General features: G+C 35.3%; 21 protein-coding genes and 1 pseudogene. All 22 read right to left on the reverse strand.

What is annotated here, in order from left to right; genetic code table 11:
• Positions 1-90: 90 nt before the first annotated feature.
• On the reverse strand, positions 91-1,332 hold the full coding sequence (locus GMB29_RS17085) for a bacillibactin exporter BcbE (protein WP_136351181.1): 1,242 nt from the start codon (positions 1,330-1,332) through the stop codon (positions 91-93).
• A gap of 381 nt (positions 1,333-1,713) precedes the next feature.
• The gene (locus GMB29_RS17090) at positions 1,714-2,667 is read right to left on the reverse strand and encodes an ABC transporter permease (RefSeq protein ID WP_406600351.1); all 954 of its coding nucleotides are present in this window, start codon (positions 2,665-2,667) and stop codon (positions 1,714-1,716) included.
• A 6-nt stretch (positions 2,668-2,673) separates the two neighbouring features.
• A complete protein-coding gene (locus GMB29_RS17095; protein WP_136351183.1) occupies positions 2,674-3,720 on the reverse strand; it encodes an ABC transporter permease in 1,047 nt (348 codons plus the stop codon).
• Positions 3,717-5,246, reverse strand: a complete 1,530-nt coding sequence (locus tag GMB29_RS17100; protein ID WP_136351184.1) for an ABC transporter ATP-binding protein — start codon at positions 5,244-5,246, stop codon at positions 3,717-3,719. Before GMB29_RS17100 ends, GMB29_RS17095 begins: the two co-directional genes overlap by 4 nt.
• 291 nt (positions 5,247-5,537) lie before the next feature.
• Positions 5,538-6,608: a BMP family lipoprotein gene (locus tag GMB29_RS17105; protein WP_136351185.1), complete on the reverse strand. Its 1,071-nt coding sequence runs from the start codon at positions 6,606-6,608 to the stop codon at positions 5,538-5,540.
• A gap of 199 nt (positions 6,609-6,807) precedes the next feature.
• A complete protein-coding gene (locus GMB29_RS17110) occupies positions 6,808-7,533 on the reverse strand; it encodes a GntR family transcriptional regulator (RefSeq protein ID WP_136351186.1) in 726 nt (241 codons plus the stop codon).
• Positions 7,534-7,849: 316 nt separating this feature from the next.
• Positions 7,850-9,307 (reverse strand): annotated as a pseudogene (locus GMB29_RS28105) (DNA translocase FtsK); the annotation flags it as partial.
• Between the two features lie 1,118 nt (positions 9,308-10,425).
• Positions 10,426-10,674, reverse strand: coding sequence for a YlzJ-like family protein (locus GMB29_RS17120; protein ID WP_136351188.1), 249 nt, complete (start codon positions 10,672-10,674; stop codon positions 10,426-10,428).
• Positions 10,671-11,414, reverse strand: coding sequence for a ClpP family protease (locus GMB29_RS17125; protein WP_136351189.1), 744 nt, complete (start codon positions 11,412-11,414; stop codon positions 10,671-10,673). Before GMB29_RS17125 ends, GMB29_RS17120 begins: the two co-directional genes overlap by 4 nt.
• Positions 11,415-11,686: 272 nt before the next feature.
• On the reverse strand, positions 11,687-13,348 hold the full coding sequence (locus GMB29_RS17130; RefSeq protein ID WP_136351190.1) for a ribonuclease J: 1,662 nt from the start codon (positions 13,346-13,348) through the stop codon (positions 11,687-11,689).
• Between the two features lie 219 nt (positions 13,349-13,567).
• The gene (dapA, locus tag GMB29_RS17135) at positions 13,568-14,443 is read right to left on the reverse strand and encodes a 4-hydroxy-tetrahydrodipicolinate synthase (RefSeq protein WP_136351191.1); all 876 of its coding nucleotides are present in this window, start codon (positions 14,441-14,443) and stop codon (positions 13,568-13,570) included.
• 75 nt (positions 14,444-14,518) lie between these two features.
• On the reverse strand, positions 14,519-15,736 hold the full coding sequence (gene dapG, locus GMB29_RS17140; RefSeq protein ID WP_136351192.1) for an aspartate kinase: 1,218 nt from the start codon (positions 15,734-15,736) through the stop codon (positions 14,519-14,521).
• Between the two features lie 69 nt (positions 15,737-15,805).
• On the reverse strand, positions 15,806-16,849 hold the full coding sequence (gene asd / locus GMB29_RS17145) for an aspartate-semialdehyde dehydrogenase (RefSeq protein ID WP_136351193.1): 1,044 nt from the start codon (positions 16,847-16,849) through the stop codon (positions 15,806-15,808).
• A 126-nt stretch (positions 16,850-16,975) separates the two neighbouring features.
• Positions 16,976-17,578 (reverse strand): dipicolinate synthase subunit B, encoded by a 603-nt coding sequence (locus tag GMB29_RS17150; protein ID WP_136351194.1) that lies wholly within the window; start codon positions 17,576-17,578, stop codon positions 16,976-16,978.
• A complete protein-coding gene (gene dpaA / locus GMB29_RS17155; RefSeq protein ID WP_136351195.1) occupies positions 17,575-18,477 on the reverse strand; it encodes a dipicolinic acid synthetase subunit A in 903 nt (300 codons plus the stop codon). The genes GMB29_RS17150 and dpaA overlap by 4 nt, the downstream gene beginning before the upstream one ends.
• Before the next feature lie 176 nt (positions 18,478-18,653).
• A complete protein-coding gene (locus GMB29_RS17160; RefSeq protein WP_136351196.1) occupies positions 18,654-18,914 on the reverse strand; it encodes a YlmC/YmxH family sporulation protein in 261 nt (86 codons plus the stop codon).
• A gap of 112 nt (positions 18,915-19,026) precedes the next feature.
• Complete coding sequence (locus tag GMB29_RS17165) at positions 19,027-20,259, reverse strand: M16 family metallopeptidase (protein WP_136351197.1); 1,233 nt, start codon at positions 20,257-20,259, stop codon at positions 19,027-19,029.
• A 32-nt stretch (positions 20,260-20,291) separates the two neighbouring features.
• Positions 20,292-21,269, reverse strand: coding sequence for a polysaccharide deacetylase family protein (locus GMB29_RS17170; RefSeq protein ID WP_136351198.1), 978 nt, complete (start codon positions 21,267-21,269; stop codon positions 20,292-20,294).
• A 299-nt stretch (positions 21,270-21,568) separates the two neighbouring features.
• Positions 21,569-23,686: a polyribonucleotide nucleotidyltransferase gene (gene pnp, locus GMB29_RS17175; RefSeq protein WP_136351199.1), complete on the reverse strand. Its 2,118-nt coding sequence runs from the start codon at positions 23,684-23,686 to the stop codon at positions 21,569-21,571.
• A gap of 191 nt (positions 23,687-23,877) precedes the next feature.
• The gene (gene rpsO, locus GMB29_RS17180) at positions 23,878-24,147 is read right to left on the reverse strand and encodes a 30S ribosomal protein S15 (RefSeq protein ID WP_095298147.1); all 270 of its coding nucleotides are present in this window, start codon (positions 24,145-24,147) and stop codon (positions 23,878-23,880) included.
• Between the two features lie 124 nt (positions 24,148-24,271).
• Positions 24,272-25,219, reverse strand: coding sequence for a bifunctional riboflavin kinase/FAD synthetase (gene ribF, locus GMB29_RS17185; RefSeq protein ID WP_136351200.1), 948 nt, complete (start codon positions 25,217-25,219; stop codon positions 24,272-24,274).
• A 33-nt stretch (positions 25,220-25,252) separates the two neighbouring features.
• On the reverse strand, positions 25,253-26,173 hold the full coding sequence (truB, locus tag GMB29_RS17190) for a tRNA pseudouridine(55) synthase TruB (protein ID WP_136351201.1): 921 nt from the start codon (positions 26,171-26,173) through the stop codon (positions 25,253-25,255).
• Between the last annotated feature and the right edge of the window lie 67 nt (positions 26,174-26,240).

Genomic DNA, 26,240 nt, shown 5'->3' on the forward strand with positions numbered 1-26,240 from the left:
TAATACACTTTTTTTACTATTTATTCTTTCTTTAGCTAAACCTCTATATACTCGTAATTAAGCTACTGAAAGCTAACTCCTTGATCTTTATTAAGCAAGTTTAGGCATGTGTTTAGAATTAGGATCATCTTGCGAACGTTTATCTGGCTTTATGAAAAGCATTACAATCAAAACTGCCAAAAAGCTTATCCCGCCGGAAATATAATAGATAAGATGCTCTGATACTGACATGAAATAAGCATATGCTGGCGGACCAGCAGCCACTCCAATAAATCTCATAGCACTATAGAAGGATGTGATTGTACCCCTATGCTCTTTTTCTATACCTTCAGTAATGATTGCATCAAGGCAAGGTAGGGTGACCCCAATGCCAATACCGGTAATAATTAAAAATAAAACTAGATAAATAAATAAATGTTGAATTCTTATCGCAATAAACGAAATTGTAACTAATCCCATACCTATTACGGTTACTGTTTTCATTAAATTTTTATTTTGACCGATTTTTTTACCTGAGATGTATGAACTAATAGAAAGTGCAAGTAATGGAATAGCCAAAACTAGACCTTTTTTTACTCCTTGAAGGTTATATACTTTTTCAAGCATATCTGACAAATAAAAAAGAATACCAAACAAAACAAACATGATAATACACCCAATTGCAAAAATGGCGAAAAGCCACTTCCCATTAACCTTAAAAACATCCCTAACATTTGTTGCAAATTCCTTAATTGATTGATTTTTCTTTTCTTTCTGATTAGGGACCTTTATGAAAAAAAAGACAAGCAGAACACTGATTGCACTAAAAAAAGGAATAAACCAAAAAGGCAAAAACCATAAAAATGAAGCCAATACTGCTCCGATTATTGGACTTAATACTTTTCCGGCTGTATTAGCTGTCTCTGTTAACCCTAGACCAGCACTAATTTGTTCGTCTTTTTTAAACATATCTCCAACTAGAGGTATTACAACAGGAGCTGCACCAGCAGAACCGACACCTTGTAATACTCTCCCTATTAAAATAACCAAAAAGGGATCATCCATTTTCCATGAAGCCCAACCTGAAACAGCTCCACCAATACCAGCAATTATTAAGCAAGGTACCATCACCATTTTCCTGCCTATTCGATCTGATAAATAGCCAGCAATTGGGATTAATAGTATTGCGACGATTGAATACACTGTAATAATCAATGATACTTGAAAAGAGGATATCCCTAATTTTTTAGAAATTAACGGTAAAACAGGAATTAACATTGAATTTCCCAATGTCATCACTAAGGGTACCGATGATAATGCCAATAAATCGAGTTTCTTACTTGCTTCCCTCATTGCTTCACCTTTTTTAATTTATATTTTTGTTCATTACTATTGTAAAAAAACGAAAATCGATCATAAAGGTTAAAGTGAATTTTAAGATATAAGATAAATTTTTATCCAAAATATAGAAAGATATTTTCTATAAAATTTAGATAAACCGATGCCTGCTCTATCCCTTCGTACAAATACATTTTGTGTAGATATTAGCTAACATATACTGGGATAAGTAGGAAAGGTTAAAAATTCTAAAAGTTAAATGCTGAAATTTTTTTTGCAACGGCCAATTTATTTAATGTCCAATCATTTTACAAAACTTGATAATCCTCGTGTATTTCCCACTGTTAAAAACAAAAAGCTTCTTCAACAAAAGTTGAAGAAGCTTTTTTATACTTATCAGCGTTTTCCTTTTTCATAAGGTGTTCCATTTGCTTTTGGTGCATCAGCCCGGCCAATAAAACCTGCAAGTGCAAGAATTGTTAAAACATACGGTAGAATAAGTAAATATACGGTAGGAATATCCTTTAAAAATGGAATTGATCCACCGATAATACTTAATCCTTGTGCAAGACCAAAAAATAGTGCTGCACCCATGGCTCCTAATGGATGCCATTTACCAAAAATAACAGCTGCTAAGGCCATAAATCCTTGGCCACTAATTGTTGCATGGCTGAAATCTCTTGAAATGATGGTCGCATAAACCGCTCCACCAATTCCTGCAAACGCCCCACTAAGCATAACAGCTATATACCTCATTTTTGTTACGTTAATTCCCATTGTATCTGCAGCCATTGGATGCTCACCGACTGAACGTAGTCGCAAACCAAACGGTGTTTTATAAACAACATACCAAACAACGAGAGCTGCTAAGATAGCAATGTATGACGTAATATAACCGCCAGAAAAGAAAATCTTACCGATTATAGGAATATCACTTAAAATAGGTATATCCATTTTATTAAAACTCATGTTGATACGGTCTGTTTGACCTTTTTCATATATATTTTTCACTAAAAATAATGTTAATCCCAAAGCTAAAAAATTTATCGCAACACCACTTACCACCTGATCTGCTTTAAATGTTATCGAAGCCACTGCGTGTAATAATGAAAAAATTGCTCCTGCAATCATTGCGGCTATAATGGCTAGCCACGGTGTTGCTTTTCCAAACACTTCAACAAAAGTCAAATTAAAGACAATTCCCACGAAAGCACCAATAATCATTAAGCCCTCTAAACCGATGTTTACAACACCTGAACGTTCACTAAGAACTCCACCAAGTGCAGTGAAAATAAGTGGCGCAGCAACAAACAATGCTGTTGGAATAATGATTTCTAAAGCCTGTAATATGCTCACTTATTTCCCCTCCTTTTTAAATCGAAGTAAAATCCAACGAATAAAATAGCTTGAAGCTACGAAGAAGATGATAAGCGCAATAACAATTTCAACAAGCTCATTTGGTACACCGGCCTCAGAAGGCATATTTAATGCTCCCACTTTTAACCCGCCAAACAATGCTGCTGCGAGTATGATTCCAAGTGCAGTGTTTCCTCCAATTAAAGCTACAGCGATTCCATCGAATCCAATACCTGTAAAACCACCTTTAACTGATACATACTCGAATGTACCTAAACCTTCCATTGCACCCGCGATACCGGCAAAAGCACCTGATATAACCATCGATAAAATAATGTTGCGATTTACATTCATTCCAGCATAATGAGATGCGTCATGATTAAATCCTACAGCACGAAGTTCATATCCTTTTGTTGTTTTTTCAAGCAAAAACCACATGACAATTGCAGCGATAATTGCAATAAATATCCCATAGTGCATACGTGAAAAATCTGTCATATTCTCAAAAAACTCAGAGCGTAAGGATGCAGATGGAAACACTTTTTCCGTTTTATCAGCATTTTCTGTAATAACATCTCTAATTAAAGCATTTACAACATGAAGTGCAATATAGTTCATCATAATCGTCACAATTACTTCATGCACTTTAAATCTTGCTTTTAAAAATCCAGGAACAAATCCCCATAAAGCTCCAGCTAAAGCTGCAACGATAATTGCAAGTGGAAGGTGAATAATGGCTGGTAATTCAAATGCAACACCAACCCAAACGGCTGCAAGCCATCCAACAATTACTTGCCCCTCTACACCGATATTAAATAGCCCTGTACGAAATGCGAAAGCTACAGCCAAACCGGATAAAATATAGGGAGTTATTTGCCTAATGGTTTCACCAATATAATAAGGTTCACCAAAAATCCCATACCATAATGCACTATATCCTGCTATCGGATCGTAACCGCTTATTAACATGATAAAAGCCCCACAAACTAAACCTAGTATGACCGCTATTATGGGAATTAATATGTTCATATAACGATTTAAATTCATGACTGCTCACCTTCTTTCTTACGCTTACTACCAGCCATAAGTAGTCCTAACTCTTGTTCAGTTGTTTCTTTTGGATCAACTATATCCACGATTTTCCCTTCATATATAACAGCGATACGATCACTTACATTCATAATTTCATCTAATTCAAATGAAATAAGAAGGACGGCTTTTCCATTATCACGCTGTTCAATAAGGCGACTATGAATAAATTCAATTGCACCAACATCTAAACCACGTGTAGGCTGTGCTGCAATTAATAAATCCGGATTTCGATCAACTTCCCGACCAATAATTGCTTTTTGTTGATTTCCACCCGATAATGCCCTTGCTAATGTTGTTGAACTTGGCGTTCTAACATCAAATTCTGTAATTAACTGCTTTGCTTTATTATAAATTGTTTTAAAATTTAGGACTCCGCTTTTTGAAAAAGGCTGTTGATAATAAGTTTGTAAAACCATATTTTCACCAATTGGAAAATCAAGAACAAGTCCGTGCTTGTGTCGATCTTGGGGAATATGTCCAACACCAGACTCTGTTATTCTTCTTGGATGCATATTTGTGATGTTTTTATTATTTAATTTAATACTGCCTGAGTCGACTTTTCTTAGACCTGTAATGGCTTCGATTAATTCTGTCTGACCATTTCCATCGACACCCGCAATCCCTACGATTTCTCCAGCTCGAACAGATAAGTTTAATGAATTAACCATTGGAACTTTGCGATTATCCTTCACAACTAAATTTTCAATTGTTAACACATCTTCCTTTGGAGATGCCGGAATTTTTTCAGTTAAAAATGAAACCTCACGACCTACCATCAACGAAGCAAGCTCATTAGGATTCGTATCAGCTACATTTACTGTACCAATTCCTTCACCTTTTCGAATAACGGTCACTCGATCACAAACTTCCATGATTTCCTTAAGTTTATGAGTAATTAAGATGATCGATTTTCCTTCGTTAATTAACGTTTTAAAAATTTGGATTAATTCTTTTATTTCTTGAGGGGTTAACACCGCTGTTGGTTCATCAAATATTAAAATTTCAGCTCCGCGATAAAGTGTTTTTAAGATTTCTACTCGCTGCTGCATTCCAACTGAGATATCAGAAATTTTTGCTGAAGGATCAACAGAAAGTCCATATCTTTCCGATATTTCTTTTACTTGTTTTTCAGCATCTTTTAAATTAATAGACATCCCTTTTTTCGGTTCATTACCTAAAATAATATTTTCAGTAACTGTAAAAGTATCTACTAACATAAAATGCTGATGAACCATCCCGATTCCTAGATCATTTGCTATATTAGGATTCGTAATATCAACTTTTTGACCCTTAACCTTGATCTCTCCTTTTTCCGGTTGATAGAGTCCAAAGAGTACATTCATTAATGTTGATTTTCCTGCTCCATTTTCACCTAATAACGCATGAATTTCGCCTTTTTTAACTTGTAGAGTTATGTTATCATTCGCTACTATGCCAGGAAATTCTTTACGAATATTTAGCATTTCAATGACATATTCCAAACTGGCTCACTCCTTTTTCCTGAACAACATAAGGTATTATCTAATCATTTTTGTTAACTTAACGCTCCATTGAACAAAAGCTATCTGGTATGAAAATCACCAAATGAAAATCTTTTAGCTAATAAAAAACTTTCATTTACTGATTTTCAGGAATATAGGGGCGACTTTAAATTGCCCAGACTTCTCTAACTATATTAAGGATATAGGAAAGAATCCTATAATCATTTAAGTTAGAGGGATCTGAGTGTTTCAAATTAAGTCAGCCCCTATTATGTTTATATCTTATATCTATTATTTTGTAGGTACTTCGATTTCGCCACTAAGAATTTTTTCTTGAAATTCTTTTACTTTCGCTTTTACTTCATCTGATAAATGTTCATCATGTGGAGCAGGAGCAATTCCAATTGCGTCTTCTTGAATTCCGTATTCAATGATTTCTCCACCTGGAAAATCACCAGCTTTCGCTTTCTCAGAAAGATCTTTAACAGCAACGTCTACACGTTTTACCATTGAAGTAAGTGTTACGTTAAAATCTTTCCCATCTTTTGTTTTACCGTTACCTTCTTCATATTGGTCTTTATCGACACCGATAACCCAAAGCTCACGATCTGGGTCTTCTACTTTTAAGTCAATTGCTTCAGAGAATACACCGTTACCAGTACCACCTGCTGCATGATATACAATATCTGCGCCAGAACCGTACATACTAGAAGCAATCGCTTTTCCTTTATCAGCTGCAGTAAAAGATCCAGCATACTGAATGTCAACTTTTGCATCAGGATTTACTGCTTTAACACCTTCTACGAATCCAACTTCAAACTTTTTGATTAGATCAGATTCCATACCGCCAACGAAACCGATTTTATTCGTTTTCGTAGTTAAACCAGCAACCACACCCACTAAGTATGATCCTTCATGCTCTTTAAAAGTAAGACTTGCAACGTTTGGCTGTTCTACGACACTATCAACAATAGCAAAATGAGCATCCTTTTGTTGCTGTGCGATCTCATCTACTGCCGCTTGTAATTGGAAACCAACACCATAAATTAAATCAAAGTCTTTACGAGCAAGCGTATTTAAGTTTGTTGCATAATCTGCATCACTTGCTGATTGCAGATAGTCAATACCTTTTCCTTTTTCAAGATTGTTCGCTTTCCCGTATTCTTGAATACCTTCCCAAGCAGATTGATTAAATGATTTATCATCGACTCCACCCTCATCAGTTACCATAGCAACCTTGAAGATATCTTCATTACCTTCTCCACCAGCTTCTTCGTTTTTGTCAGCACCGCCACCACAGCCTGCTAAAAGTGTTCCAGCAGCAAGCACTAATGATAATACTAGTCCATGTTTTTTCTTCACGTTTAATTGCCCCCTAAAAATGTAATAATATTTCGAATTCCTATATATCAAAGATGGTCGTTCGTGCACAATCACCTCCTTAAAGTTCAGGTTTTCCCATGTACATCATAAACAAAAGCAGAGGAGAAAAGCACAATGTTCTTACCTATCCTTACAAAAGAATGGATAAGCATACTACTATCCAATCTTTATCTTTTACTTATAACCGCTTTCTTACAACATGAAAACTAAAGTGATCAGCTCTAAAATAATTTAACGAATATACGATTGGTCTGTCTTGTTCATCAAAATGCATTTGCTTTAACAAAAGCAATGATGTTTCTGGGTCACATTCTAAAATAGGTGAAATTTTTTCATGATACCCAATTGGTTCAATATGTGTTATGGCATAGCTAATATAAATATTAGCTTTTTCCTCCAGCATTTCAAATAAAGATTCCTGCACATGGCCAAATGACTCAGGTAAAATAGTTGTAGGAATTTTATCTAAACAATAGACGACTGGTTCTCCATTTGCAGTACGTACTCTTTCTAATAAGAAAATTTCCTCATCCTGCTCACATTTAAACCTTTTTACAACATCATCTGTTGCACTAATAATTGAGGAGGAAAGAAAGATAGTACCAGGAGTAAGATTTGCTTTTTCAATCATCCCTGTCACACTATTTAACTGTTCAATTCCTGATGTAAAGCGAGGTTTTGAATTAACAAACGTTCCAACGCCATGTCTTCTTATGATAACGTTTTCTTCCTCAAGAATGCGGAGTGCTTCCCTTAAAGTGGCTCTACTAACACCTAAACTTTTCGAAAGTTCAAATTCAGAAGGAAGCTTTTCCTTTTCTTTGTATGTACCATTTTCAATATCTTCCTTAATTTTATCAATAACCTGTAAATATAAGTGACGATTGTCAGATTTTATGCTCATAAGTGCGCCTCACTATCTCTGTTATGTACAAGAGATCAGACATCTGATGTTATACACCTATCTCTAATCGAAAATACTATATCATGTTTTTAAAAAGAAATAAATAGAAACAAAGTAAATTTGTCGAAATTAGTAGAAAACATTAATAAGTCAGCAAAATTCAAACATACTATTTTTAAATGAAATCTTTTAACTTATTTTTAGTTATATCCTAAATAGAAAAACATTATTTTCATATCATCATTCCTATCCCAAATTCCAATCATTTTTCTCAACAAAAAAAGCTAAACAGCGTCATTCACTGTTCAGCTTAAAATTATGATGTTCGTTCTTCATGTCTTTCTTTTGAAAGAAGAACTTCACGAGGTTTGCTACCTTCATATTGGCCGACAATTCCTCTTTCTTCCATTGCATCAATCAATCTTGCTGCTCTCGTATAGCCAATTCGAAACCGTCTTTGCAGCATTGAAACAGAAGCAGTTTGCATGTCTACAACAAGCTGTACAGCATCATCATAAAGTTCATCTTGTACTTCACTTGTTGTTTCTACTATATCTGATGGAATCATTTCTTCTTGATATTGTGCTTTTTGTTGGGCAATTACAAAGTCTACCGTTTGCTCAACTTCATCGTCTGATAAAAAAGCCCCTTGTACACGAATAGGCTTAGAAGAACCAACTGGTAAAAATAACATGTCTCCTCTACCGAGCAGCTTCTCCGCTCCCCCCATATCGAGTATTGTTCGAGAATCTGTTTGGGACGAGACACTAAAAGCAATTCTAGAAGGAATATTAGCCTTAATTACTCCAGTGATGACATCAACTGATGGGCGTTGTGTTGCAATGATTAAATGGATTCCGGCTGCACGAGCCATCTGAGAAAGTCGTGTGATGGAATCTTCTACATCTGATGATGCTACCATCATTAAGTCGGCTAGCTCATCTACTATGACAACGATATAAGGAATTTCAGGCTGCTTTACTTCTTCCTCACGATTATTCCTTCTAATCATTTCGTTATATCCTTCTATATTTCTTGTACCAGTATGTGAAAATAACTCATAGCGGCGTTCCATTTCATTAACAACTTTTTTTAATGCTTGTGATGCCTTTTTTGGATCTGTTACAACTGGTGCCAGTAGATGTGGAATTCCATTATAAACATTTAATTCAACCATTTTCGGATCAATCATCATTAATTTTACTTCATGTGGCTTTGCTCTCATTAAAATACTTGTAATAATTCCATTTATACATACACTTTTTCCACTACCTGTCGCACCTGCTACAAGTAAATGAGGCATCTTATTAAGTTCAGCTAATACTGCATCACCGGATATATCTCTTCCTAGTCCGATTAATAATTTTGCATCAGGACGATCATTTGCTTTAGATTCCAGTACCTCTCTAAGTGAAACCATCGCAATTTCTGAATTAGGTACTTCAATTCCAATAGCTGATTTCCCAGGAATGGGTGCTTCTATTCTAATGTCTTTTGCTGCAAGAGCTAATGCTAAATCATCACTTAAATTGACAATTTTACTAACTTTTACACCAACATCAGGATATACCTCGTATTTAGTTACAGCTGGGCCGAGATGTACTTGAGTTACTTTTGCTTTTACTCCAAAGCTTTGAAATGTTTTTTCAAGCTTTCTAGCATTTTCATATATATTTTTCTTATCAGCATTTTGCGAATTATGTTTTGGTGGATATAATAAATCAAGCGGAGGCAATTCATAATCCTTATTTTCTACCTCTACAAATGTAATTGGCTGCAATTCTTGAGTGTCTTCTTTCGTTGACTTTTGCGAAATTTCCTTTGTCTCCAGCTCCTTAGAAGCATATTCTTTTTGATCATCCTCCATTGTATGAATAACCATTTCTTGTTTCTCAACTGCTTCTCGGTCTGAAAAGCTGGATATTAGAGGTTGAAGTTCTTCCTCCTCATCAATTTCTGTATTAAGTTGATCAGCCTTCTCAGCTTTTCTTTCTTTCTTCTTCTGTTTTTGTTCCCTGCGTTTATTTTTAAATGCCCTAGGCAGGTTTTTAATATCATCAATAAAACCAATTGCTTGATTCTTTACAAATCTTCCAATTGGACCAAATATTTTAGCTAAGGTTGCTTGGAGAGATCTACCAGTAATGAGAATAATCCCAATAACAATTAAGACAATAGCAATCATTCTTGATCCTGCTTCAGCAAATAAATAATATGAAGCAGCAAAAAGTAATGCCCCTAACATGCCTCCACCTAAATCTATCGTACTTGCCTCACCTCTTACATCCATCCAAAATAATTCAAGTGTATTTGAGAGAACGCTTGGAGTCGCAAAAGTCCCATTGTGAGAAAGCATTTTAAAAAGAGTTACATGACTAAGTAGTAATAGAGAGGCTATCACACAATAGCTACCAATCATTTGTCTACTAAATAATACTGGAATCTGCCGCTTCCATATCAAATAGAGTGCATATATTACAACTCCTATAAGAAATAGCATATACCATTCCCCGCTAAAAAAACGGAACAGGTGTACAAGTGTATTTCCGACAAATCCCAGCTTTGATATAGCAATGATTGCAATTGCTAGAATAATTAAACCTGCGAGTTCAAATTTTAACGTCTGTTTCCAATCTTGCTTTGTTTTTGACTTTCTTTGTTTTCTTTTACGTTTTGCCATAATTATCACCTATGTAAATTAATTTCCAAGTTAAAGAACCATTTGCGCAAGCATTTTTTGATCTGGCTCGACTGACATTGTATCCAAACAAGAATTAAATTTATTTACCTTTTTGTCTTGTAGGTTTAGGTCTTAAATGTGCTAGTCCCTGGATATTTCCTGAAACCTTCTAAGAATGAAGAAAGCAGCCGAATCTGGCTGCTTTTTCATTGTTACCCTATTATACCATATTTACCACCATTGGTAGAAAAGGTCATTGTAATTTTTTGTCCTGGACAGTACTGTTCATCTAAATAATGTTGCGGATCACTACTTAATATTCTAACAACTTCATATTGTGATGGTGTTGTTTCTTGTACAAGGAGTTGGACACCATTCATTTCAACGACAGATTGCTTTCTGTATTCTTCATCCATAATTGGAAACATTAGCTGTTCTGGCATCGTTGTATAGAATATCATTGTAACACCTGCTCTTCTTTCGACTTATCAAGTAAACTATTCAGCTTTTGAATTGCTTGACCTACCCCGCCGACTTCATCAATTAAACCGTATTCTACTGCATCATTTCCAACTACATTTGTTCCAATATCACGCGTTAAATTTCCTTTTGATAGCATAAGTTCTTTAAACTTTTCCTCTGTTATATTGGAATGCTTTGTCACAAAATTAATAACTCGCTCCTGCATCTTATCTAAATACTCAAATGTTTGCGGCACTCCGATAACTAAACCAGTTAACCTCACAGGATGGATTGTCATTGTTGCTGATTCAACTATAAAGGAATGATCACAAGAAACAGCAATAGGAACTCCAATTGAATGTCCTCCACCTAAAACGATTGATACAGTTGGTTTAGAAATGGATGCAAGCATTTCTGCAATTGCCAATCCTGCTTCAACATCACCACCAACTGTATTTAACAGAACAAGCAGTCCTTCTATATTTGGATTTTGTTCAATTGCAACAATTTGTGGAATAACATGTTCATATTTAGTTGTTTTATTTTGCGGGGGAAGTTGAATATGTCCTTCAATTTGACCGACAATTGTTAAACAGTGGATTTTTGAATCCTGTCCCATTTGTGGTACATTTGTTTGCCCTAAAGCTTGTATTTTATCTACAATTGAACTTTCTTTTCCTTCTACAGTATCCTTATCTCCTGTTTCATTTTCGTGTATGTAGTTTTCATGCTTCGTCATGAATATTCCTCCCTATTTCATTCTGTGTTTGTAGTATTTACAACCGAGAATATTTCATACGAAAACTTCTTAGACATAAGGAAGTAGTCTATCACAAGAGATTTGAGCCTAGAAATTCATATTTTTTTACTCAAATGCTCTGTTCTACGAAGATTGTTGAATTGAAAAGACAGACTTTAGTAATGAACCTAGGTCTTTTCTTGAAAAAAAAGCGTTGAATTATTTATATAAATAATTCAACACTTTTCGGGTTTTATATTAGTTAAACCGTTTCATATTTCCATAATAATAGGCAAAATCATCGGCCTTCTTTTCGTCTTTTCATATAGATATTGATTGAGTGCTTCTCTCATACTTAATTTTAATGCTGACCATTCGATATTATATTCCTGCATGCTTCGATCAACGATATCAGCTACAATCTCAGTTGCTTTCGTAATTAGCTCTTCAGATTCTCTTACATATACGAAGCCTCTTGTAATGATCTCTGGCCCGGAAATTATTTTTTTTCTTTGTTTATCAAGAGTGACAACTACAATTAATATACCGTCTTGCGATAGCAAACGACGATCACGAAGAACAATATTTCCAACATCACCAATGCCTAAGCCATCAATTAGAACATTACCTGAAGGAACTTTTGCTCCTGAATGTACATTGTTTCCTTTAAATTCAATTACATCGCCTTTTTCAATCAGGAATATATTTTTTTCTTCTATACCTACTTGTCCAGCTAATCTAGCATGGGCCTTCTGCATTTTATATTCCCCATGAACTGGAATAAAATATTTTGGTTTAGTTAAATTAAGCATCAGTTTGAGCTCTTCTTGATGCCCATGGCCTGAAACATGAATTTGCCTTTGGCCAAATACAACATGTGCACCTGCTCTAAATAATAAATCAATTGTTTTAGAAAAAACAAGCTCATGACCTGGGATTGGTGTTGCAGCAACAAGGACCGTATCACCTTCCCTAACATTCACTATTTTATGTGATTGTTTTGCCATTCTTGATAAAACAGCAAGAGGATCACCATGATTACTTGTTGTTAGAATGGCCACTTCATGTTTTGGATACTTTTCTATTTCATTTACTGAAAGAAGCAAATCTTCTTCAATATGGATATATCCAAGACTACTGGCTAAATTAAGCAGATTCCTCATATTCTTCCCAACAATCGCCAACTTGCGGTTGTTTTTTACAGCTGCATTTATGACTTGTTGAATGCGAACAAGGTTTGATGCAAATACCGCAACAATGATTCTTCCTTCAGCATTATACATAACATCAGCAATTTCATCACCAACAATTGCTTCAGAACCAGAATATCCAGGCTTTTCTGCATTAACACTGTCGGATAACAAACATAAAACGCCTTCCTCACCAATTTTAGCAATCTTGCCGAGATCCATTTGACTTTCACCATATGGGGATTGGTCAAATTTAAAGTCTCCAGTATGAACAATTGATCCCATTGTTGTACGAAAACTAATGCCTACTGAATCTGGAATACTGTGATTTGTTTTAAAGAAAGTTACTTCTGTACTTTCAAATGATAAAACAGTTTGATTATCAATTTCTTTTACTAAAATGGATTGCTTCATTCTATTGTCTTTCAGTTTTTCACCAACTAAAGCCAATGTAAGCTTTGTCCCATAAATAGGAACATTTATATTATGTAGAAGGTAAAAAACTCCACCGATATTTTCATCATGTCCATGAGTTAGAAAAATTCCTTTTACACGTTCTTTATTCTCTTTTAAATATGTGATATCAGGTATGACCATATCAATTCCTAGCATTTCACCTTCGGGATACATTAACCCCGCATCCACAATAAAGATATCAGAGTTAATTTCTATTACAAACATATTTTTTCCGACTTCACCTACGCCACCCAATGCTATTAACTTTATATTTTCTGTCTTTTCCATGATTTAATAAATCCTCCCCACTGATGTACCCGTTCAACGTCACTTAGAAATATTATACCTGATGAAAGAATTGGAATACAAGGAAATTCTCGGATAGCGACTTATAGTAATAAAATGAAATATATTCTTACGCCTTAAATAATAGTAAAAGGTCTGATACTGAGTATCAGACCTTTTACTATTATTTTGATCTTCAATGTAAAAATCAAAGCTTGCGTTTTATGAGTTTTTGTTTATTACATCCATTAATTCACTTCGTTCCGTACTAGTTAATGGCACTAATGGTAAACGAACTGAACCAACATCAAGTCCTTTTACTTGCAAAGCAGTTTTAACTGGTCCAGGACTAGGAACAACAAATAGTTGCTTCATGACAGGTAATAATTTGCGATGTTGTTCTGCTGCAGAAATGTAATTACCGCTTATAAATGCTGAGATCATAGCTTGCATCTCTTTTCCAATAATATGGGATGCAACGGATACAACACCAACACCACCGATTGATAAAACTGGCAATGTTAAGCCGTCATCACCAGAATATAGAACAAAATCATTCTTTGTTCTAGAAATAATTTCTGCCATGGCGTCTAAATTCCCACTTGCTTCTTTAACAGCTACGATGTTTGGAATATCCGACAGTCTAACAATTGTATCTACAGTCATATTAACCGCGCTTCTACCCGGAATATTGTAAAGCATAACAGGTAGTTTAGTTGATTCAGCAATCGCTTTAAAATGTTGAAATAATCCTTCCTGACTTGGTTTATTATAGTAAGGTACAACTAGCATGATTGCATCGACACCAAGTTCTTCAGCTTGTTTCGTTAGCTTAATAGAAGCAGCGGTATTATTACTTCCCGTTCCAGCAATAACTGGAATTCTTCCATTCACTTCTTTTACAGTATGCTGAATTAAAGCTAGTTTCTCTTCCGTACTAAGAGTTGGAGATTCCCCTGTTGTACCTGCTATAACCAAAGAATCTGTTCCATGGTTAATTAAATAGTCGATCAATGTTGATGTTTTTTGAAAATCGATATTTCCGTTTTTATCAAACGGAGTGACCATTGCTGTAGAAAGTCTACCAAAATGAATCATTTCACGCTCGCTCCTTATGTTACGTATTACCATTAAGGTGTTGCAAAAGATAAATATCGTGGAAGTAATCCGCTCTTATTTTGATAATTCAAAAGCTTCATGTAGAGCATTAACCGCTTCGACCATATCCTCATTTTTCACCAATACCCAAATCGTTGTATGGCTATCTGCCGATTGTAGAATTTGGATTCCCTTTTCAGAAAGTGCTGTCACTATTTTCGCTGTCACTCCTGGAACACCCATAATGCCTGCACCAACTGTTGAAACTTTTGCACAATGTCTATTAATAACCGGATCATACCCAAGATTTTTCAAAGTTTCAATCGCACGGTCTGTCACTTGATCGGTTACAGTGTAAATGACACCTTTAGGAGTAATATTAAAAAAATCTACACTGATTCCTTCTTTTGCCATTGCTTTAAATACTTCTGGCTGTAAATTATATTGGCCTTCCTTTGCTGTTACTTTAATTTGAGTTACATTAGAGACATGTGCGATTCCAGTGATTATGCTTTCATGGACATCGCTTCCTCTTTTAGTAGATTGATTTGATGTAACGAGTGTTCCCGAGGACTGTGAGTATGTTGATCTTACACGGATTGGTACTTCAGATTGCATGGCTATTTCAACTGCTCGAGGATGAATGACCTTCGCACCTTGATATGCAAGATTAACAATTTCAGTATAGGTAACTATAGAAAGAGGTTTTGCGTTTTCTACAATTCGTGGATCTGCTGTCATAACACCTTCAACATCTGTAAAAATATCCACAAATTCTGCTTGTAAAGCTGCACCTAAAGCTGCAGCAGACGTATCGCTTCCACCTCTCCCGAGTGTTGTAATATCTCCATTTTTAGTAGATGCTCCTTGAAACCCCGCAACAACGACTACATCATAAGTTTCAAGTGTATCTAATAATCGTTCACATTTCATTTCAAGTATCTTTGCATTCGTATGTTCATGATTCGTTACGAAACCAGCCTGGGCCCCGCTTAACGCAGTAGCCTTTATATTATGATCATTTAGCATACTAGAAAATACAATTGATGAAATCATTTCACCACAAGATAAAAGCATATCCTGTTCTCGAGTTGAAATCGTATCTATATCACCATAAATTAAATCTAATAATGTATCAGTTGCATAAGGATCACCTTTTCTGCCCATGGCAGAAACAACGACAACGACTTTATAGCCTTCCTCAATTGCATCTTTAATATGTTTACAGGCCAATTTTCGACCATTATCATCTCTAACAGACGTACCACCGAATTTTTGAACAATAATTTTCATTGAAACACCTCTACTCCAGACGTGAGAGAAGAGAGCCTGATATGATCCATGCTCTCTTCCAAAAATAAATTAAACTAATTGTAATTTTATTAAACTCTCTGCTATTTGTACTGAATTCCATGCAGCACCTTTTAATAGGTTATCAGAAACAATCCACATATGGAAACCATTTTCTTGGTCTAAATCTTTACGGATTCTTCCTACGAACACATCATTTTTTCCTACACAATGTGCTGGCATTGGATAAATTTGATTTGATGGATCATCTTGAAGTGTAACACCATCTGCATCCTTTAACAATGCTTTAATTTGGTCTGCAGTTACATCTTTTTGATCAATTTCAATATATACTGATTCTGAGTGGCCTGTTTCAACAGGTAAACGAACACATGTAGCTGCTACTTGTAATTGAGGCGTATTCATAATTTTCTTTGTTTCATTGATCATTTTCATTTCCTCAAATGTAAAACCATTATCTTGGAATTTATCAATTTGTGGAATAGCGTTGAATGCAATTTGATAGTGTTTTTCGTCACCTTTTACAGGGAGAATTTCAGGTGTGAATTGGTCCCCATTCAAAATAGCCTTAGATTGTTCTCTTAATTCATTAATTGCTACAGCTCCAGCCCCAGAAACTGCTTGATAAGTTGATACGATCACTTTATTTAACCCGTAAGCTTGGCGAAGCGGTTCAAGTGCAACAACCATTTGAATTGTAGAGCAGTTTGGATTTGCGATGATACCATTATGAGTTTTTAATGCTTCCTCGTTTACTTCAGGTACAACTAATGGAACATTTTCATCCATACGGTAAGCACTTGTATTATCTACTACAATAGCACCGCGTTTAACCGCTTCTGGTGCTAGCTGTTTTGACACGTTTCCACCCGCACTAAATAGTGCAATTTGAACTCCTTCAAAGCTTTCTGGAGTTGCAGCTTGAACTGTATATTCTTCGTTTTTGAACGTTACTTTTGTACCTGCTGAACGTTCAGAAGAAAGCAAAGTTAGTTTTGAAATTGGGAAATTACGATTTTCTAAAGTTTGAAGCATTTGCTGCCCAACTGCTCCTGTTGCTCCGACTACTGCTACATGATAACCTTTTGCTTCCATCAATACTAGCTCCTTCCAGCTATTTCAACAAACATGATAATAGCTTCAAATCTTTTACGTACTATTCTATCATAATAATTAAAGAATGAACTCAAAAATTTATGATTATTTTATTGAATTTTTAAATTATTTTTCTAGATCGCGGAATTTTTCAACAACTACAGGTTGATATTGTTTGCCTTCTAATGCCGCTAATACTGTCTCTAGTAATGCTTCCATTCTAGCTACCATAGAGTTAGGCTTTTTGTCTGGTGCATCCTGACCAAATGGAATAAAATAAATATCTTTTGTTGCCATTAAACGCATCAGATTAACTCCATTTAAACCAAGTGCATCATTTGTTGAAATCCCTAATACAACAGGTCTATGAGTTCTTAATGTTGCTTTTGCAGCCATAAGTACAGGGGAATCTGTGAGTGCATTTGCAAACTTACTCATAGAATTTCCTGTTAAAGGAGCAATCACCATGCAGTCAAGTGGCAGCTTTGGTCCTAATGGTTCTGCATCAACGATTGAATCAATTACTTTGTTACCAGTCAATTTTTGAATTTTCTCAACCCATTCTCCAGTTGCTCCAAAACGAGTAGTTGTATTTTTCACTGTATGTGTTACAACAGGTACAACATTTGCACCTTCATCTAATAATGACTTAATTTGCGGATATACCTCTTCATATGTGCAATGAGACCCAGTAATACCAAAGCCGATTCGTTTTCCTGCTAATTTCATTGTGAAGACCCCTTTCTTTCTTTCACTAAATCATGTAACAATTGCGAAAGAACATTCGCGATAATTTGCCCAGCCGTTTTTGGTGCAACTATGCCAGGTAAACCAGGTGCTAATAAAGCCTTGATTCCTCGTTTTTCAGCATATCGAAAATCCGTTCCACCTGGTTTAGAGGCCAAATCAACGATTAAAGTATGTGCAGGCATCTTTGAGATGACCTGTGCTGTTACAATTAAATGTGGAATTGTGTTAATACACACATCAATGTCTTCAACTTCTTTTTGAATGGCATCTAAATAAAAGGGAGTAAGGCCCATCTCAGTTATTCTAGCGATATGTGCAGTATCTCTAGCCCCTACTTTTACATTTGCCCCTAATGCGGAAAATGTTCTAGCAACACTCATTCCCACTCTTCCGAGACCAAGAACAGCTATTTTAGAACCGTGGATTGTAATATCCGTATGTTGAATGACCATCATAATCGTACCTTCAACAGTTGGAATGGAATTGTAGATTGCAACATCATCACGTTCAAAAAGCTGGATTAATTTCCGATCTGTCGATTGAACAATTTTATCTAAATAAGCATTCGTAATTCCTGAATAAATAACGCAATGTGGTGGAGTAGATTTAACTAAATCCTCCGTTAATTTGACTTCTTCATTAGAAAAAACTGTATCAATAATCCCCTCATGATTTGTGCCAGGGATTGGTAAAATGATTGCATCTATTTCTTTAAATTGAACCTCATCTAACTTCACTTTCGAAGCACCTGTAAATCCATGGTCTAATTGGTCAAATCCGATGAGAAAAAGTTTTGCATCTAGCTCAGTTAATTTACGGATAACCTCTAGCTGTCTTGCATCGCCACCGATAACAGCTACATTCAGTCCTGTTAACATGTTAATCGTTCACCTTCTTTTTAGACATGTTATCTGTTTTGATTTTCTTGGATAACTTACTTCAACATACTATGTAGAAAATGGAGTATGGGTGAATAAACTAGGTAAATTTGAAAATGAAGAGATAAATAAGTGAAGAAATAAAAAATGATTGGCCTAAGCCAATCATTTGAGGGCTATGATTCTAATTTATCAATCTGTTCATCTGGTATATCTAGGATAATCATATCTGTCCCAATTTTTTTAATATGGTTCCATGGTACACGAATTTCTTTGCCTTGTTTTCTTAAACCAAACCACTTTAATGATGGGATAATTAGTGATGTAATTTGTCCTGTTTGTTCGTTGATTTCAAGATCAGTTTGTCCTAACACACCTAAACGTTCAGCACGTTTTACATCAACGATTTCTTTCCCGCTTAATTCACTTAATCTCATGTCCATTCCTCCTTTATACTATCTTATCGCTCATTGTTATAAAAAAATGCCAACAATTTTAAGAAATTGTCGGCATAATCATTTGTCATATTAATCTCTATGATCATTTATTTCATCTTTCAGGAAGTTTACCGTCAGGACTAATTAGAGCAACTGAATAGTTATCAGTAAATAATTGGTTCGCTAATGTATTCACACTTTCCTCACTCACTTCATTAACCAATTCGATAATTGCATCAAGTGAACGATGTTCACCAAGGATAAGCTCATTTTTTCCATTTCTACTCATCCTGCTGTTTGTACTCTCAAGGCTAAGCATTAAACTGCCTTTCATTTGTTCTTTACTGTTAGCTAATTCTTTTGCCGTAATTCCTTCAGCTTTTAAAGTAGATAACGTTTCCTGAATTGTCTCAAATAATACATTTAATTGCTTGCTTCCTGTTCCACCGTAAATTGTCAATAAGCCATTGTCCTTATATGATGAATGATAGGAATAGACAGAGTAAGCAAGCCCTTTTTGTTCTCTAACATCTTGGAACAAACGACTGCTCATACTTCCGCCTAATATGTTATTTAAAACAATCAAACTATAAATATTTTTGTGACCAGCTTCTAAACCATTAAAACCAATACAAAGATGTGCCTGCTCTGTATCTTTTTGTCTTGCTAATTTTTGATCCATAAAGCTAGGCTTTTCAAAATCACTCTTGCCAGAGCTTGTTTCAAAAGCTCCAAAAAGTTTCTCAACCTCATGAATAAAGGCTTCAGATACATTTCCTGCAACAGATATGACGACATTTTCTGGTGTATAATGTCCATTCATATATTCTCGTAATGTATCACCATTAAATGAGGCTAGTGTTTCTTCAGTTCCTAATATAGGATAACCAAGTGGATGAGTTCCAAACGTTGCACGACTTAATACATCATGTACAATATCATCAGGTGTATCCTCATACATTTTAATCTCTTCATACACAACATTCTTCTCTTTTTTCAATTCTTCTTCATCAAAAGTAGAATGGAAAAACATGTCAGCTAATACATCAAGAGCATAACCCGCATGATCATCAAGAACTTTTGCATAGTAACATGTATATTCCTTTGATGTAAATGCATTAACTTGACCACCGATACTATCAAAGGATTCCGCAATTTCACGAGCAGATCTAGTTTTTGTTCCTTTAAAGAACATATGCTCTAAAAAGTGGGACACACCATTATTTTTTAGATTTTCATTTCTTGAACCAGTGCCAATCCAGATTCCAATTGCAACTGAACGAACAGTTGGTATGTTTTCAAATACTATTCTGACCCCGTTTTGACACGTATATTTTTTTATCAAACTTGTTCCTCCTTCATCGATGTTCTAAATTCTTATTCATCTGTTTGCTCAATTGTCACTAGCCTTTCCTCATTAACCATCATTGAAACCGAACCAAAAGAATACCCTTTTTGTTTGATCGTTAATATGAGTGTTTCAAGACTTTTTGAAGTTGATGAGGTTGGATGCATCAAGATTAGTGCTCCATTATGTACTTTACTTATAACGCGATCAATAAGCACATGCGGTTCTGGTCGCTGCCAATCAATTGTATCAACACTCCACAAAACCGTATTCATGTTCATTTCGTCTGCAATTGTTACAACTTCTTTTTTAAAACTTCCACTTGGTGGTGCAAACCATGTTGGTGTGATGTCTGTCACTGATTTTATAATTTCATTAGTTTTCACTAGCTGTTCTCTAATAGAAGAAGGAGATAGTTGACTCATATCGGGATGTGTATAAGAATGATTACCAACCTCATGTCCTGCATCAACAATCATCTTTGCCATTTCAGGATTTTCTTTAACCCATCTCCCTTCTAAAAAGAAGGTTGCTTTAACATGATATTTATTCAAAGTTTCTAGCATAGCAGGAATATATTCATTTCCCCAAGCAACATTAATTAAAAAAGAAACCATAGGTTTTTCTGGGTTGCCACGATAAATTGGTTCTGCTGGTAAATCCTCTAAATGAATCTTCGGCTTTACTTGTCGATACACGAGGAGTTTCTCATCAAACACACCTTTTTCCTTCATTTTCTTATACGATTCTTCGATATCTACCTCTAAGCCATTATAACCTGGAGTTGTCTTCCAGACTCTATCTATTTCAGCATTTTGAGCAGGTATGTAATATTCTTCTGCCCTAGCAATGATCTTATCGTATAAAGTGTCTTGATGTTTAGAAACAGTCACACTGGCATGCTTCATTTGCTCAACATATGAAGATGTATAGGGATTTTCTAGAAATCCGATGCTTATCGTTATGATTAAAACAAAACCCACGAAATGAATAATTTTCCTTTGCATTATATATCCCCCTTTTTACTAAAAAATATGTAAAAAGAGGACAAGGTAGAACAGAAAAGCGAAAGCGCTTTGGTCAGACCTGACAAGCATAAGATGACCTCTAATAGAAGGTGTTCTTTCATTTCAATTAGGGATTAAGAGTCTAAGCGCTATAGTACTAGCTAATTCAACACCTATTAAATCAATGACAGCTAATCTAAAGACATATTTATACCTCAATGTCTATTAACATAAACATAAATTTTTAAACACATACCCTCAAAACCTAAAAAGAAGCCCGGTTACCCCGGCCTCCACTATCATCCTTCTTGCTTTTCTGCTTCTTTTTGTTCTTTCAATACTGCTTTTCTTGATAAGTTTACACGGCCCTGTTTATCAATCTCAGTTACTTTCACTAAAAGTTCATCACCGAGAGAGACAACGTCCTCTACCTTACCAACACGCTCTTCAGCTAATTCAGAAATATGAACCAAACCATCTTTGCCATTAAAAATTTCTACAAATGCGCCGAATTTTTCGATACGTTTTACTTTACCAAGATACATTTGACCGACAACCACTTCACGGACAATATCTTCGATAATTTTTTTCGCTTTTTGATTCATTTCTTCATTAACAGAAGAGATGAAAACTGTACCGTCTTGTTCGATGTCAATCTTAACGCCAGTTTCTTCAATAATTTTATTGATTTGCTTACCGCTAGGCCCGATAACATCTCTAATCTTATCTGGGTTAATCTTCATTGTTAATATTTTCGGTGCATATTCAGAAAGCTCTTGTTTTGGTGTTGAAATGGTTGAGAGCATAGATTTTAAGATTTCCATACGTCCTTTTTTAGCTTGCTGTAATGCTTCTTCGAGAATTTCACGAGAAAGTCCCTCAATTTTAATATCCATTTGTAATGCAGTTACGCCTTTTTCTGTACCTGCAACCTTAAAGTCCATATCACCTAACGCATCTTCCATACCTTGGATATCTGTTAGTACAGAATAATGCTCTCCAGATTTAACTAGTCCCATAGCAATACCTGCTACAGGCGCCTTAATTGGCACTCCAGCGTCCATCATAGCTAACGTACTGGCACAAATGCTTGCCTGTGATGTAGATCCATTAGACTCAAGAACTTCTGATACAAGTCGAATTGTATATGGGAAATCTTTTTCAGAAGGAATAATCGGTTCTAATGCTCTTTCACCTAAAGCACCATGGCCAATTTCACGACGACCAGGTCCTCTCATTGGTCCTGTTTCCCCAACACTAAATTGTGGAAAATTATAATGATGCATAAAACGTTTTGATTCCTCAATACCAAGACCATCTAATATTTGAACATCGCCAAGTGCACCTAGTGTACATACACTTAATGCTTGTGTTTGTCCACGTGTAAACAAGCCTGATCCATGTGTTCTTGTAAATATTCCAATTTCAGATGAAAGTGGTCTAATTTCATCAATACCACGGCCGTCAGGTCTTACTTTTTCTTCAGTAATAAGGCGACGGACTTCTGCCTTTACTAATTTCTGAAGAATTTGTTTAACTTGTTTAATAGTGCCTTCATCAACTTCTTGTTCCTCATATTTAGCGATAACTGCATTTTTCACTTCCGTAATCGCAGCTTCCCTAGCATGTTTTTCTTGAACTTGAATAGCTTGTAATAAGTCCTTCTCTGCAGATTGACGAATTTCTTGTTCTAATACAGGATTTAATTCAAATAGTTCAATTTCTATTTTTTCTTTTCCAACAGCTGCAGCGACTTCTTCTTGGAATGCAATTAGACGTTTAATTTCTTCATGGCCAAACATAATTGCTTCAAGCATTGTTTCTTCTGGTACTTCATCAGCACCGGCTTCAACCATATTTATAGCATCTTTTGTACCTGCAACAACTAAATGAATATCGCTTTTTTCAGTTTGTTCAACCGTTGGATTAATAATAAACTGATTATCAATACGTCCAACTGTTACTCCAGCAATTGGCCCCTCAAACGGTATATCAGAAACGCAAAGCGCTAATGATGATCCTAGCATAGCGGCCATCTCAGATGAACAATTTTGATCAACACTCATAACAATGCTAATAACTTGTACTTCGTTTCTAAAGCCGTCAGCGAATAATGGACGAATTGGTCTGTCAATTAATCGACTAGCCAAAATCGCTTTTTCACTCGGACGCCCCTCTCTCTTAATAAAACCACCTGGTATTTTTCCAACTGCATATAAACGCTCTTCATAATTTACAGTTAACGGGAAGAAATCTAAGGGCTTTGGTTCTTTTGATGCCGTTGCTGTACTTAATACCGCAGTATCGCCATATCGAATTAGAACTGCGCCATTTGCTTGCTTAGCGAGTTGTCCTATTTCAACAGTAAGATTTCTACCTGCCCATTCAATGGAAAAGGATTGTTTATCTTGTCCCATATATGTAAAACTCCTCTCTTATATAGTTAAGTATGTATTAGTATGTTCCATTTCATTTCAACATATCAATGTTGTTATTGTATGTAAATAGGATTAGAAAAAAACTATTAAGATACTTACAAAATTTGCTTATTTTATAACTATATTTAATTACACTAAAAAAGCGGGAAAAATCCCGCTTTTCTTAGTAATTAACGACGTAAACCAAGCTTGTTGATTAACTCACGATAACGAGTTACGTCTTTATTACGTAGGTAAGTTAGTAAGTTACGACGTTTACCTACCATTTTTAAAAGACCGCGACGTGAATGGTGGTCTTTTTTGTGAACGCGTAAGTGTTCGTTTAAGTTATTGATGTCCTCAGTAAGGATAGCAATTTGAACCTCTGGTGATCCAGTATCAGATTCATGTGTTTTGTAAGTAGCGATTAGTTCATTTTTACGTTCTTGTGTGATAGCCATCCTTTTCACCTCCTTAATTTTCAAAAACCCCAATTACCGAGCAAACGTTGGTGAATCGAATTGCCAAGCAATGGTTTTAAGTTACAACAATTAGAATACTATCTTTTGAAAGATTATGCAAGTATTAAACCGTTTTTTGTCCAAAAAATTGTATTGCAGCTGCTTTATCCTTTGCAATTTGTTGAATAAGCTCATCAACATTATTGAACTTTTGCTCACTTCTTATACGTTTATACCATGAAACTGTGACATTTTCATCGTAAATTTCTTGGTTAAAATCAAAAATATGTACCTCAATACTTGGTTTTAATGATTTTTCTTTATTAAAAGTAGGTTTGAATCCGATGTTACAAACACCCTCAAATTCTTTACCATGTACATTTAATGAAACAGCATATACACCTGTAGGAGGTACTAGTAGATCGTCGTCAACTCCAATATTTGCTGTTGGAAAACCAATTGTTCGACCTCTTTTATCACCATGTATAACGGTTCCTGATACCGAATAAGGTCTTCCTAATAAAGTACTTGCATAAGTTACATCTCCACTCCGTATAACATCACGAATTAATGTAGAGCTTATTTTACGATCATGGTCTGTTTGTTTTTCGACAGTCGTTTGTGAAAATTGGTTTCTTGAATGGAATGACAAAGTTTCCATCGTCCCCTTTCCTAGATGTCCATATGTAAAATCAAAGCCTGCAACTACATGCTTAACATTCATATTTATAATATACTCATCAACAAATTGCTGAGGCGTTAATGACGCAAAGTCTTTTGTAAATTCTACAATAAACAAAATATCCACATTTAATTTCTCAATCAAACGGATTTTCTCTTCAAGTGGTGTAAGATAATCAATTTCTTTTTGATTACGAAGAACTACAAGTGGATGCGGGTCAAACGTCATTACTGCGCTTTTAAGCATTAGTTTATCGGCTATCTCTATTGCTTTATTAATGACTTTTTGATGTCCTTTATGAATCCCATCAAAATAACCGAGTGCTAATACTATTTCATCGAAATCTTGTTTACTAAAATGATGGGGATGTGTCAGTTTAATCAGTTTCACAGTCAACTTCACCTTTTTCTCACTAAAAACTTCTTAAGATTCATTCATTAATACCTTTGTAGGCTTCATGAGATGATGCTTTGTAGGGTGCTTTGCATAAATAGCTAGACATTGTCTATTTTCACCGTAAACGGCAATAGGAGAACCAACATTTAGGTCTTGGAAATTCAATGGCAACTCTAGTACAGCTCCATTTTTCACTTTCTCTTTTAGCGTATCATGGATAATAAGTTTCGGCAAATCTTTTAACGCTTCACCAATTGATAGTAAAGATTTCTGAAAATTCCCACTTTCTATGGCCTCTTCAACCTCTTCAAATGTAAGACAATCCTTTAGATCAAAATCTCCAGATTTTGTACGAATAAGATGTGACATATGTGCAGGATAGCCCAGTCTTTCACCAATCATGACTGCTAATGTTCGAACATACGTCCCCTTCGAGCATGTGACTCGAAAACGAAATTTTGTAAGATTGTTTTTGTTTATAATATCACTTAGTAAAATTAATTCACTAATTGTAATGATTCTAGAAGGTCTTTCTACTTCTATCCCTGCTCTTGCATATTCATATAGCTTCTTTCCCCTTACTTTTACAGCTGAGTACATTGGTGGAATTTGTTCTATCTCCCCAATCATTGAATGGAGTACTTCTTGGATTTCAGCTTTCGTTATCGCAGGATTGACGCTTTTTCTGCTTATTTCTTCACCAGATGAATCCTCTGTTGTTGTAGAATAACCAATTGTAATTTCTGCTTCATATGTTTTTGAAGAAGCCGTCAAATATTCCACAATCTTTGTTGCTCTTCCAAGACAAATTGGCAATACACCAGTCACGTCAGGATCAAGAGTACCTGTATGACCGACTTTTTTTGTTTTAGCGAGCTTCCGCATTTTTGCCACACAGTCATGGGACGTCATTCCAGCTGGCTTATTTAATAAAAGCACACCTTCCATTTTACACTCTCCTTAAACACCATGTTTTGCTGTATAGTTTGCAACAATTGTATGTTTTTCTTGCAAG

Origin of the sequence: Metabacillus sediminilitoris, from assembly GCF_009720625.1 — a bacterium.
Taxonomy (GTDB): Bacteria; Bacillota; Bacilli; order Bacillales; family Bacillaceae; genus Metabacillus; species Metabacillus sediminilitoris.